The sequence below is a fragment of the Micromonospora inaquosa genome, from assembly GCF_003857055.1.
GTDB classification, from domain to species: domain Bacteria; phylum Actinomycetota; class Actinomycetes; order Mycobacteriales; family Micromonosporaceae; genus Micromonospora; species Micromonospora inaquosa.
The window spans coordinates 39,936-52,414 of record NZ_QGSZ01000224.1 but is presented as its reverse complement, the minus strand read 5'-3'; the positions used below and the strand labels follow the sequence as shown (position 1 = coordinate 52,414).

Annotated in this window: 10 protein-coding genes and 1 pseudogene; 10 read left to right on the top strand and 1 reads right to left on the bottom strand. The window is 69.1% G+C overall.

Features of this window, described 5'->3' with window-relative positions:
• The first annotated feature begins 30 nt into the window (after positions 1-30).
• The 8 genes and pseudogenes from DLJ59_RS18395 (at position 31) to DLJ59_RS18365 (ending at position 9,035) form a co-directional block, all read left to right on the top strand.
• Positions 31-804 carry a thioesterase II family protein gene (locus tag DLJ59_RS18395; protein ID WP_124773873.1) on the top strand — a complete coding sequence of 258 codons (774 nt, stop codon included), beginning with the start codon at positions 31-33 and terminating at the stop codon, positions 802-804.
• A gap of 99 nt (positions 805-903) precedes the next feature.
• Positions 904-1,509, top strand: a pseudogene (locus tag DLJ59_RS38315) (FAD/NAD(P)-binding protein); the annotation flags it as partial.
• 1,349 nt (positions 1,510-2,858) lie between these two features.
• Positions 2,859-4,436, top strand: a complete 1,578-nt coding sequence (locus DLJ59_RS18385; RefSeq protein ID WP_124773871.1) for an AMP-binding protein — start codon at positions 2,859-2,861, stop codon at positions 4,434-4,436.
• 127 nt (positions 4,437-4,563) lie between these two features.
• Positions 4,564-5,499: a phosphopantetheine-binding protein gene (locus DLJ59_RS18380; RefSeq protein WP_158630863.1), complete on the top strand. Its 936-nt coding sequence runs from the start codon at positions 4,564-4,566 to the stop codon at positions 5,497-5,499.
• A 111-nt stretch (positions 5,500-5,610) separates the two neighbouring features.
• On the top strand, positions 5,611-5,820 hold the full coding sequence (locus DLJ59_RS18375; RefSeq protein ID WP_124773869.1) for an MbtH family protein: 210 nt from the start codon (positions 5,611-5,613) through the stop codon (positions 5,818-5,820).
• Positions 5,821-5,889: 69 nt separating this feature from the next.
• On the top strand, positions 5,890-6,855 hold the full coding sequence (gene sbnA, locus DLJ59_RS36980; protein WP_208648748.1) for a 2,3-diaminopropionate biosynthesis protein SbnA: 966 nt from the start codon (positions 5,890-5,892) through the stop codon (positions 6,853-6,855).
• A gap of 9 nt (positions 6,856-6,864) precedes the next feature.
• Positions 6,865-7,848 carry a 2,3-diaminopropionate biosynthesis protein SbnB gene (gene sbnB, locus DLJ59_RS36975; RefSeq protein WP_208648747.1) on the top strand — a complete coding sequence of 328 codons (984 nt, stop codon included), beginning with the start codon at positions 6,865-6,867 and terminating at the stop codon, positions 7,846-7,848.
• A gap of 17 nt (positions 7,849-7,865) precedes the next feature.
• Entirely contained in the window at positions 7,866-9,035 is a 1,170-nt protein-coding gene (locus DLJ59_RS18365) for a threonine synthase (RefSeq protein WP_124773868.1), read from the top strand.
• Between the two features lie 85 nt (positions 9,036-9,120).
• On the opposite strand, the gene DLJ59_RS18360 is transcribed toward DLJ59_RS18365, so the two are convergent.
• Entirely contained in the window at positions 9,121-9,999 is an 879-nt protein-coding gene (locus DLJ59_RS18360; RefSeq protein WP_158630862.1) for an alpha/beta fold hydrolase, read from the bottom strand.
• A 192-nt stretch (positions 10,000-10,191) separates the two neighbouring features.
• Between DLJ59_RS18360 and DLJ59_RS18355 the strand changes: the two genes are divergently transcribed.
• Positions 10,192-11,532 carry an extracellular solute-binding protein gene (locus DLJ59_RS18355; RefSeq protein WP_124773866.1) on the top strand — a complete coding sequence of 447 codons (1,341 nt, stop codon included), beginning with the start codon at positions 10,192-10,194 and terminating at the stop codon, positions 11,530-11,532.
• A 33-nt stretch (positions 11,533-11,565) separates the two neighbouring features.
• A complete protein-coding gene (locus DLJ59_RS18350) occupies positions 11,566-12,441 on the top strand; it encodes a MaoC/PaaZ C-terminal domain-containing protein (protein ID WP_124773865.1) in 876 nt (291 codons plus the stop codon).
• Positions 12,442-12,479: the final 38 nt, after the last annotated feature.

The window sequence follows — 12,479 nt, the reverse complement described above, 5'->3', positions numbered from 1 at the left end:
CTGCCGCTGCCGCCGCCGCCGGGCCTCGCCATGCGTAGCGGCGCGGGGCGGAGCACCGGGCGGGTACGTCCCAGAAACCCGTGGTTCCCGTTCGAGACGGGAGAGGAGGCTTCGGTCCGCCTGCTGTGCCTGCCGCACGCCGGTGCGGGGGCGGCGGTCTACCGGGCCTGGGGTCGCGGCTTGCCGGCGACGATTGCCGGCTGCCCCGTCCAACCGCCCGGGCGGGAGACCCGGCGCTCCGAACAACCGCTGACGTCGGCGGTGGAGATGGCCCGGCAGTTGGCCCCGGAGGTGATCAGGACGGTGCGACCGCCGTACGCCATCTTCGGCCACAGCACCGGCGCCCTGTGTGCCTTCGAGGTTGTGCGGGAGATCCGTCGTCTGAACGGACCGCTGCCGGTCCACCTCTTCGTCGCCGGCCGGCGTCCGCCGAGCATGCCGATGATCAGGACCGAGCTTGCCGGGCTGCCGGCGGACGAGCTGGCGGTGGTGCTGCGCCGGCTCGGCGGGACACCCGAGGAGATCCTGGCGGAGCCGTTCATGCTGGAGCTGATCCAGCCGCTGCTCGTCGCCGACTTCCACGTCAACGAGATGTACAGCTACCACCCCGAACCCCGCCTGCCAATCCCCATCACGGCTTTCGCCAGCACACGTGACCACTTCGCGGCACCGGACCAGGTCGCCGGATGGGAGCAGGAGACAAGCGACCGGTACGCGCAGCTCGTGCTGGACGGCGATCACTTCGCGATTTTCGAGAACTCCCCGGTGGTGCTGGGGCGGATAGCCGCTGATCTGGGGACGTAGTCACGATTCTGCCGCGATCAGCGGAGCTGACGGCGGCAATCGCGAAGGTGTGACAGGTCGTGCGGTACTGAAATCGTCAGTGAGGGCCGTCGGTGCGGTATGCGGTCGTTGGCCCATCACTGCCTACCTGGAGGGTCTTCGATGGGTGAGTACTACGCGCCGGACCAACGGAGAAAATCGGTCACTGTTGCGATCGTGGGCCTCGGTGTCCGAGGGCTCAGTGTTCTGGAGCGTCTCATCAGCCACGCGGCCCTCGCCGATCAGAATCTGACGTTCGACCTGCACCTCGTGGACTCCAACCCGGCCCAGCCGCGGCAGTACGACATTCATCAGCCGGACTATCTTCTGCTCAATCACGCGTGCGCGTACGCCTCGATGTTTCCCTCCGCCAGATCCGTCTCGCACGCGCCCGCGATGCGCGGCCCGAACCTCTTCGAGTGGGCGCGGGAACGCGGGATGCGGGTGGCAGCCGACGGCTTCACGGTAGGAGCCGACGGGCGCTCGGTGAGGCCGAACGACAACCTGCCGCGGCGGGTCTTCGGCGAGTATCTGCTGTGGTTTCACCAGTATCTGCGGGACAACGCTCCGGACAACGTGCGCCTGATCGGGCACGCGTCCAACGCGGTGGACCTCCAGCAGAAGGGTGACACCTCGATCCTCTGTCTCGACAACGGTGACCGCGTCGAGGCGGACCACGTCTTCGTGACAGTCGGCCAACGCCCCTCCCAACCGCAGCGCGATCAGGATGCCTCTGCCGACCGACTGATCGGTTCGCCGTACCCGCTGCCTGGACAACTCGCATCCGTACAGCCGTCCGAGACCGTCGCCATCGCGGGCCTCGGTCTGACGGCAACGGACGCGATCCTCGCGCTGACGGTGGGGCGGGGCGGCAGATTCGACCGGACGGTCCTACCCGAGCGGTATGTGGCGAGCGGTCGTGAGCCCCGCATCGTCGTGTTCTCCCGCTCCGGCCTGCCGTATCGCGCGCGACCCGCGCCGTCGTCAGTCGTGTCGTACGAACCGGTCGCGTTCACGCGGTCGGCGGTCGACGGGCTGCGCACCCGGGCGCCGCAACTGGACTTCGACCGCGATGTTCTGCCGCTGCTCCTGCTCGAACTACGGGTGGCGTACCGGCGGGCGGCGCTCCTGCAACAGGCGGGTGCCCAGGACGCGGAGGCCTTTCTTCTCCGTGCGCGCGCGGCCGCCGTCGAGGGGCGCCTCGACGAACTCGCCGAGCTGCCCGGGCCGGCCGAATTCGACGCCGAGGCGGCCTACCACGGGCGCCCGACCCCGAGCGCCCAGGACTCCGCGGCGGCGGCCGACGGCGAGACGTACCAGCGATCGCTGGAGTCCTGGATGGCGGCCGACATAGCGAACGCGGCCCGCGGATTCGACGGCAGCCCCTTCAAGGCGGCAACCGAGATGTGTCGCGAGGTCCGCGACACCATCAGGTACGCGATCGAATTCGGCGGACTGACGGACGCCTCGCTCGACCGGTTCTACCGCTACCACGTCGAAGCGATCAACCGCCTGGTGATCGGCCCGGAGAAGGAGCGGTCCGCCAACATCCTGACGCTGCTCCGCTCGGGTGTGGTGTCGATGTCCCTGGGGCCGAATCCCCTGGTGAGCTGGGATGACGACAGTCGCACCTGGGCCTTGTCCTCGACGGCGTTTCCGGTCCGCAGCACGGTCAGCGCGGACTGGCTCTACCAGGGCTACACCGATCGCCTGAAATCCCTGCGGGACGACCCGACCGTGGTCGGGGCGATGGCCCGGCGGGGCATGGTCCGGCGATTCAAGCCGGACAGCCCTGTCGTGTCCTCCATCGATGTCGACGATCAGGGTCATCCCGTCGGAGAGGACGGCAGCTCGGCCTCCCGGATCTGGGTCTTCGGGCTGCTCTGTGAGGGTGCGACGTTCTACAACGGCTACCTCACCTCCCCGGAACGCTTCGAGCGCGCCCAGTTCGACGTCGACCGCGCCGTGCACCAGCTCGTCGAGGGGATCCGGCAGGAAGGGCAGACCGTGAGCGCGTTCGAGGGAGGTCAGCACCGATGATCATCGAGACCGGACTCTGGGGAGGGGTGTCCCAGCCGCCCTGCGTGCTCGAATCGTTCGAGCGTGCGGTCGGCCGCCAGCCCGGAGCACTCGCCGTGAGCGACCCGGAACACCAGCTGACCTACCATGAACTGGCCGCATGGATCGCCCGCATCATCGGTCTGCTGCGAGAAGCGAGTGTCGGCCCGGGCGACACCGTTGCCGTCACCGGACCTCGGTCCGCGGCGATCGTGGCCGCGGCCTGGGCCGTCGTCGGCGCGGGCGCCACCTACCTACCGCTGGACAGCAACTTTCCCCGCAAGCGTCTCGGCTACATGCTCGCCGAGAGCGGCGCGAAGGTCCTCCTGCACACGGGGCCCGACCCGGAGCTGCCGGCGCCTCGTCGGGTCAGCATCCCGGCGTGGACCGAGGTGGAGCGGATGGCAGGGGCTGGCCTGACCTTCGTCCCGTGCACGCCGGACACGCCCGTCTACGTCATTTACACCTCCGGGTCGACCGGTAACCCCAAAGGGGTGACTCTCCCGCACAGCTGTATCGACAACATGGCGCACTGGCAGCGGCACCACTCCGTCCGCCAGGACCTGCGCACTGCGCAGTTCGCGCCGCTGAACTTCGACATCTGGTTCCAGGAGACGCTCAGTACGCTCGGCGGCGGCGGATCGCTGGTCATCATGCCCGAGGAGTTGCGGCAGGACCCGATCGAGTTGCTGGACTGGCTAGCGCGAGAGCGGATCGAGCGGCTGTTCCTGCCCTGCGTCGCGCTGCACATGTTGGCGACAGCGGCTACGGCGTTCGACTCACTGGCGAACCTCGCCCTCCGCGAGATCAATACCGCCGGCGAGCAACTCGTCTGCACGCCGGCGATCAAGGAATTCTTCCAGCGCCTGCCCGAGTGCGCTCTCAACAACCACTACGGCCAGAGTGAGTCGCACACGGTATCGGTGCACACGTTGGCCGGGGAGAGCAGCTCGTGGCCCGCGCTGTCGCCGATCGGTCTGCCACTGCCGGGTTGCGAGATCCTGCTGGACACCGCCGAGCCCGGTGACTCGCAGATCGGTGAACTGCTCGTGGCCGGATCGCCACTGTCACTGGGATACCTGGGCCAGCCGGAGTTGAACGCGCAGCGGTATGTGCAGGTCGCCCGGACAGCACACGGGCACACCCGGGCGTTTCGGACCGGCGACCTGGTGAGCGTGGAGAACGGGGTGCTGCACTTTCTCGGTCGTACCGACGACGAAGTCAAGATCCGCGGGTACCGGGTCAACCCGCTCGAGATCGAGGCATGCCTGGGCAGACAGCCGGGAGTGGTGGAAGCCGTCTGTGTCCCCGTGAGCATGGGCGCCGGCTCCCGTCAGCTACGAGCAGCCGTGACGGTCGCGGCCACCGCGGAGTTCGACGCGGCCACCGCGCTCGCCGCCCTCCGCGAGGAGCTTCCCTGGTACTCGGTCCCACCATCCATCACGGTGCTGCCCGCCCTCCCACGTACGCCGAGTGGAAAGGCCGACCGAGCCGCCGTCGCGCGGCTGCTGGCTCCGGGCAACCGATCTGCGGTAGCCGCCGACGCAGGGAAGTGATGAGATCGTGTCCGCCAATCCAAGGCTTCTTGTCCTCGACTACCCGGGTCGGCGACCCGAGGCACACATCAGCGAGATGCATCTCGACCGATCCGGGTTCGATTGCCAGGATCTGCTGACGTCCCCGATGCCGACCGCGCTCACGACTCCGGCGTACGCCAACGAGCTCTTCGCGCGGCAGCGACCAGATCGCCCGGTTGCCCTGGTCGCGTACTGCGCCGCCGCGCCACTGGCTGTCGCGATGGCCGCACTCCTGGCGGGCCCTGCCGGTCCCGTGCCCATCGTGCTGCTCGACCCGCAGCAGACTCCACCGTCCGAGATCCTCCACGAGTACCACGAGGTCGTGCGTCAGGTCGAGGGCCGAGCGCCCAATGTCGAGCGGCCGCAGCTGCTCGATATCGAGGGACTGCTCGCCACTCCCGAGACGCTGGTGAAGCGCATCGGGGAGGACCTGCGCCTTCGTGCGCGGCTGGCCCTGGCCGCGTTCGGGTTCGGCGACGCCGACGTCAGCGGTCCGGTCGAGGGCGTGGTCGGCGTCTACGTCGAATGGCTCACGTTCCTCGTAGCCGCGCACCACGACGAGCAGCCGGCGCCGCGGGGCCCGATCCTGCAGGTGATCTCACAGGGTCATCCGGCCGACGCCGGCTGGCTGGGAGCGACCGACCTCCGAACCGTCCGCGTGTCGTGCGACCGACCGGAGCTGGCTGCCGACGCCGAGGCGCGGGCGGCGGTCCTCGACTTCCTCCACGGGATCACCGCCGGGGTCTCGACCGAGACGAAAGGCGAGGAACAGAACGTGCAGGCTGACCTTGTCACCGAGACCGAACTCGCCCTGGCCCGGATGTGGGCGGACGTCCTAGGGGTCGACGTCGTCGGCCGTGGCGACAACTTCTTCGACCTCGGCGGGGACTCGATGCTCGCGACCAGGTTGGTGCTGTCGGCCCGGCGTGCCTGGAACGTGGACTTCAGCGTCCGGGTGCTCGTCGACTCGCCGGTGCTCAAGGATCTGGCCGACCGGATCGACGTGCTGGTCGGCGCCGCGACCACCGGATCCCGTCGATGAGCTGGTCGGCAACGGGCAAGGTGCCCGGTCTGTCCGCAGCGCGCACGATCGATGCAGACGGCTGGCCCGGCACTCGAGCGAAAGTGATCAACAGCGAAGCGAGGAGCACCCGTGTCCAACCCGTTTGACGACGCCGACGCTCGATATCGCGTTCTGGTGAACGACGAAGCCCAGTACTCACTGTGGCCCGCCGCCATCGCCTGTCCCGACGGTTGGGTCGTCGTCCATGACGACGACTCCCGCTCTGCCTGCCTCGAGTACATCGAGGATCACTGGACAGATATGCGTCCAGCAAGCCTCGTCCGCTCCCAGGATGGCTGAGAGCCCAGCGGGTACGGTGCCGGCCCACCGACTGATGCCGCCCGCGTACCACTGGCGTAGCGAGGACCGATGATCTTCAACGCTGCGTACGACATCGTCACCGACGACATCTTTCTCGACCTGGCCGGGTTCGTCCCCGGGGTCGATCTGAACCTGAAGCTGGAGGGCCTGAATCCCGCCGGGTCCATCAAGCTGAAGACCGCCGTCGGGCTGATCGAAGACCTGATCAGCAGATCCGGCATCGGCCCCGGCGACCGGCTGATCGAATCGTCCTCCGGCAACCTCGGTATCGCCCTCGGAACCGTGTGCGTCACCCGGGGGATCAGTCTCACGATCGTCGCCGATCCCAACACCAACGCGGCCGCCATCCGCACGATGCGGGCGCAGGGCACCACTGTCGTGGTCGTCAACGAACGGGACGCCAACGGTGGATTCCTGCAAACCCGGATCGACTACATCCGGTCCCAGCTGAAGCAGGACCGGAAGCTGTTCTGGCCCAACCAGTACGCCAACCGGGCCAACAGTTCTGCGCACTACCGGCAGACAGCCCGCAGCATCCTCGACGAACTGCCCGATGTTGGTGCCGTGGTCATCGGGGTGAGCACCTCCGGCACACTCATGGGCTGTCTGGAGTTCTTCCGCGAGCACCGCCCGACCACCCGGATCATCGCCGTCGACTCCGAAGGATCGATCCTCTTCGCGGATCAGGGCGCTCCGCGCCTCATTCCCGGCCTGGGCGCGAGCCTCCGTCCCGAGCTGCTCGTCGACGGCGGCGACTACGAGCGGGTGGTGGTGCCCGAAGTCGAGACGGTTTCCGCGTGCCACCTCGTGGCGCGCCGGTACGGACTGCTGGTCGGTGGGTCCACCGGTACGGTGCTCGCCGCGGTGCGTCGCCTGGCACCGACGTTCCGGAACGGGAAACCGGTGGTGGCCATCTCGCCAGACACCGGGGAACGGTACGTCGACACCATCTACTCCGAGAAGTGGGTGGCTGAGCACTTCCCAAGAATCGACTCGGTCCTGGCTCGGTGGTGAGGAGTCCGAATGTTTCAGATCGTGCCGCACGCGGTCGCTGTCGATGCGCTGAGCGGCTCCCGTGACGCCGTCCTGACCGCGGTCAAGAAGGCGTATCTCGCCCATGACAGAGGTCAGACCGTCAACCCGTCCAGCCATTTCCTTCGTTTCCCGGACCGGCCGGCGGACCGCATCATCGCCCTGCCGGCGTACCTGGGCGGCGAGGTCGGGATGCCTGGGCTGAAATGGATCAGCAGCTTCCCCGGCAACCACGAACTGGGCCTGCCCAGAGCGTCAGCCGTGCTGCTGCTTAACGACGACCGGACGGGTCGACCCGTGGCGTGTCTCGAGTCGGCACAGATCAGCGCCGTGCGTACCGCCGCGTCCGCAGCTCTGGCGGCGCGAGCTCTTCGACCTGGGAACGGTCCGGCCAGTGTCGGCTTCGTCGGTGCTGGCGTGATCGCGCGCACCATCGCTGACTTCCTCCATCACACAGGGCTGCCGGTGACCCATTTCTTGTGCCACGATCTCGTGCCCGAGCGGGCCCAGCAGTTCGTCGGTCACGGGGAGAAGCACTGGCCCGGGTCCGGCGGTGTCGCGGACCTGGATGCCACACTCGGCTGCGACGTGATCGTCTTCGCGACCACCGCGGGAAAGCCCTACCTGCCGGAGACCCTGCGTTTCGCACCGGGACAGACCGTCCTCAACATCTCGCTGCGCGACATCCACCCGCAGACCCTGCTCGCCGCACAGAACATCGTCGACGACGTGGATCACTGCCTGCGCGCGCAGACCTCACCCCATCTGGCCGAGGAGCTCTCCGGCGGACGCGACTTCGTCACGGGAACACTCGCCGACGTCCTGCTCGGCAGGTGCGAACTGCGAACGCGGGAACCGGTCGTGTTCTCGCCGTTCGGTCTCGGCGTCCTCGACATCGCACTCGGCGCCATCGTGCTTGACCAGGCGAAGAGCGATTCGCGCACCGTCACGGTGGCGAACTTCTTCGAGGACTGACCCGCAAGGAGGCACCGGTGGGTGAGCCACGGCTGGAGTCCGGTGTGCACGGACACGAGACGTACACCTACGACTACGACAGGACGCTGCTGCCCGGCCCCGACTCCGGGGCCGGCATGTGGCGGTATCAGCGCCTGCTGCCACGCCCCGACGTGCCGACCCGGTACCCGCTACCGGTCGGCGGCACGCCATTGCGTCCGGTGCGGGAGCTGCGGCAGCGGCTCGGACTGCCGGGGCTGTGGCTCAAGGACGAGACAGTGGGACCGAGCGCCTCCAACAAGGACCGGGCGACGGCTCTCGTGATCGACCAGGGACTGCGTGTCGGCGTCGGTGTCGTCTCGACGGCGTCGACCGGTAACGCCGCTCTGTCGACCGCCATCGGCGGCGCGGCCGCGGGAATGGCCGTCGTCATCTTCGTGCCCGCCGACTGCGCGCCGGCCAAGGTCGAGCTGATGACGGCGATGGGTGCGTACGTCTTCAGGGTCCGCGAGGGCTATCGGGCCGCGTTCGAGCTGTCCCGGCGCGCCGCGGCCCACTTCCACTGGCTGGACCGCTGCACCGGGCTGAATCCGCTGACCATCGAGGCCAAGAAGACGGCCTCCTTCGAGGTCTGGGAGCAGCTCGGCGACCGTACGCCGGATGTGGTGATGCTGCCCGTCGGTGACGGTGTGACCTTGATCGGCGCGGCCAAGGGCTTCCGGGAACTGGTCGCCTGCGGCGCGCTGGAAAGGGTTCCCCGGGTGGTCGCGGTGCAGGCGCGAGACTGCGCGCCGCTGGCCGCGCAGTGGCATGGCGTCCAGGCGCCGGCGCGGTGGCCGGGCACGGTCGCCGACGGCATCGAGGTTCCCGAGCCGATGCTCGGCGACTGGGCCATCGACGAGGTTCGTCATTCCGGCGGCGACTTCGTCACCGTCAGCGACGCCAAGATCCTGGACGCGGTCGAGTTGCTGGCCGACGCGGCGCAGATCGCGACTGAGCCTGCCGGGGCCGCGGCGGTCGCGGGTCTGCGCCGGGCGTGCGCCGCAGGGCTGGTCGCTCCGGACGAGACGGTGGTCGCCTGGGTGACCGGCGCGAACCTGCCCGCCGCTCCGGTCGAGGTGGACCGGCCCGGCGCGGTCTTCACCATCTCGGCCGGCCTCGACGCGGTGGCCGCGGCGCTGGCCGGTACGTCAGTTCGGGTCACCTGAACCCGGCCAGGGCGCCTGCCGGATGGGAGTGGGGCGGCGGTCACCCGCCGCCCCACCGTCGAGGTTGACCCCGGCCGCGACCGGGCTATTTCCGCTCGGCCAGCCACGCATGCGCCTCAGGCAGGCGCCTCTGCGCCAGCGTCCCGTGCCCGTCGTCGTCGAACCACCGGGCGTCCGCTCCGGGAATCTGCCGGGCCAGCCATTCGCCGTGCGCGAACGGCACGAAGACGTCCCGTCGGCCGTACATGAGCAGGACCGGGGCAGCGACGTCGGCGAGGTCGAACCCCCACGGCCGTACCTGGGCGCCGCTGTCGTCCCACCATCCCTGGATGCCCGGCGCCAGGCCGGCGCTCCGGCAGGAGGACAGGAACTGGTGGTACCTGCCGAGCGTGACCGCGGCGTCCTCCCGGGCGGGCGTCCACGCGTCGGCGTCGACCGCATCGTCCGCCGACGCGAGGAGGAACTCCTCCCGGTCCTGGTCCATCTTCTTTCGCGCCGCGTCCGGGTCGGTGAGGTACATGCGGGTGTCGTCGACGTCGTCCCGGTACATGTCGGCGAACCAGTCGAGGCCCTCGGCCTCGAACGGCGCCATCCCGGCGAGCACGACGGCGGCGGTCACCAGATCCGGCAGCAGGGCGGCGCACGCCAGCGCGGGCGGCCCGCCGCCTGAAAACCCCCACGTCCCCAGGCGGTCGATGTCCAGCTCGGCGCAGATCGCGCGGACGTCGTCGGCGGTGTCGGCGACGGTGCGGCCCGGCCCTGGCGAGGAGTCACCGTAGCCCGGCCTGTCGTAACTGATCAGCCGCAGCCCTCGCTGGGCGGCGTCGCGCACCCACGGACCGTGGAAAGCGGCTCTCCGGGAACTCGGCGTGCCGTGGTGGGCGAGGATCGGCCAGCCGGCGGGATCGCCCCACTCCTCGACGGCCAACAGCCGACCATCCGACGTCCGTACGGTGTGGCGCATCCTGCCTCCTTCGCGCTGGGTTCGAACAGCCGTAGCCATCAGAGCACGGTGGCGCGGAGCGGCAACCTTCACGATTGCCCGACCTCTGCCGGGGTGAGCAAAACCGAAGGCGCGGTCGACTGCGCCCCGCTGACACGATCGATTCACGCCTGCTCACCACCCCGCGCTGCCGGCATGGATGAAGGAGCTGACATGACGCAACAGCCGAAGACCAAGATCAATGTGTGGCTGACGGATCCGGCCAGCTGGGCAACCAACGAGACGGACATCGCGGTCTCCGCTGCCTCTGAGTTCAACGAGGCGCACCCGGAGTACCAGGTCGAGATCAACCGACACGACTTCCGTACGATGCCCGCCGAGGTGGCGCGAGCGGCGGAGCACGGGGAGACGCCCGACATCGCGGAGTACCACTTCACCGCCACCCGCGCCGCCATGGACATGCTCGGGCCGGACGGAAACCCCCTGTTCACGCCCGTCGGGCGAGCCATCGCGGGGCGGAGCGAGATCCTCGGTGAGCGCGTCGTGCTCGACGACATGGTGCCCGCGGCGCGCGACTACTTCCGCTACCAGGGCGAGCTGATGGCCATCCCGCGTACGGCCTCCGGGATTGTGCTCTACGCCAACATGGACCTCCTCGCCAAGGCCGGCATCACCGAGCCGCCCCGAACCTGGCTCGAGGTCACGGCGGCCTGCGAGGCACTCGCCAAGCTGCCGGGGCCCATGCACGGCATCGCCTGGCCCAACTTCTACTGGGTCTTCCTCCAGTCGGTCGCCCAGCAGGGTGGACTGATCACGGATCGCGACAACGGTCGGTCCGGCCGCGCCGAGAAGGTGAACCTGGCCTCGGCCGAGATGATGAACTACGTCCGGTGGTGGCAAGGCCTCCACCGCGACGGCCACTACCTCTACACGGGCGAGCTCCTGGACTTCGCGGGCGGTTACGCCGCGTTCGAGGAGCAGCGGATCGGGCTCTTCCTCAGCTCCTCGGTGGACGCGTCGCACCTGTTGGACCGGGGTGAGCGGCACGGGTTCACCGTGGCGGTGAGCCCCATGCCCTACAACGACGATGTTCCCCTGGCCGGCAACATGATGGGCGGATTCGCGCTGTGGCTCGCCGCGGGCCTGAGCCAGGTGAAACAGGATGGTGCGCTGGCGTTCATCCAGTACCTGAACCGGCCGAGCAACGCCGCGGAGTGGGCCAAACGCCACCACCGCATCCCGATCAGCAGGGCGGCGGTCGACGTCCTCCACGAGGAGGGCTGGTACCGCGACAACCCGCGTCTTCGCGTGGCCGGCGAACAGCTCGAGGCCGCGGACGGCTCGCCGGCGGCGCTGGGTCCTCTGCTCGGAGGGCAGGCGGGCATCATGGGCGAGATCACCAGCGCGATGCACGACGTCCTGACCAATGGCGCCGAGCCCCACGCCAGGTTCGCCGAGGCAACCCGACGGGCACAGCAGATCCTCGACGCCTACAACTCGTACTGCGACGGGCCTCCCCGCCGCACCCCCAATGACCTCGCCGTCAGCCTGTAGCCGACGCCCTGGCGTCACCGTCTGGAGGTCGTGATGTCGCTCGATCACAGTCTCGTCGGCGAACCGGGGGAACGGTGCGAGCGAACCTGGACCTCGAAGGACGCGCTGCTGTATGCCCTGGGCGTCGGCGCGGGTCTCGGCGATCCACTGCGTGATCTCCAGTTCACGACCGAGAACAGCGACGGCATCGCACAGAGGGTGCTGCCCACCTACGGCGTGGTGATCGCACAGATCCCACCGGCGCGCAGCATCGGTGACTTCGATCGCGCCCAACTGGTGATGGCCGAGCAGTACGTCGAGCTGCACCGGCCGCTACCGGTCAGCGGCACGGTGCTCACCTCGCCCACCGTCACCGGCATGTACGACAAGGGCTCGGGTGCGCTCGTCGAGTCCGAGAGCGTCGCGGTCGACCCCGCCACCGGCGAGCGTTACATCACCACCCGGTCAGGGATGTTCATCCGGGGCGAGGGCGGGTTCGGCGGCGACCGCGGCACCTCCGAGCCGTGGGAGCCGCCGAGCCGGGACCCGGACCACCAGGTGGTGGAGCGGACCAGGCCGGAGCAGGCACTGCTGTACCGGCTTTCCGGCGACCGGAACCCGCTGCACAGCGACCCCACATTCGCCGCACGCGGCGGCTTCAGCCGGCCGATCCTGCATGGTCCGTGCACCTTCGGCTTCACCGGGCGGATGCTGCTGCATCAACTGTGCGGCGCCGACCCGGCGAACTTCATCGCGATGTCGGGCAGGTTCACCGCCCCGGTCACCCCAGGCGACTCGTTGGTCGTCTCGATCTGGCGCGGTGCTGACGGCACCGCCTCGTTCCGGACAGCCAGGGGAGACGGGACCGTGGCCATCGACCGGGGTCGGTTCAGGTATCGCGCCTCGTCCTCGTACCAGGCCCCTTCGTAGGGCCGGCGGCCGGCGGCGGCCTCCACCAGACCGGCGGA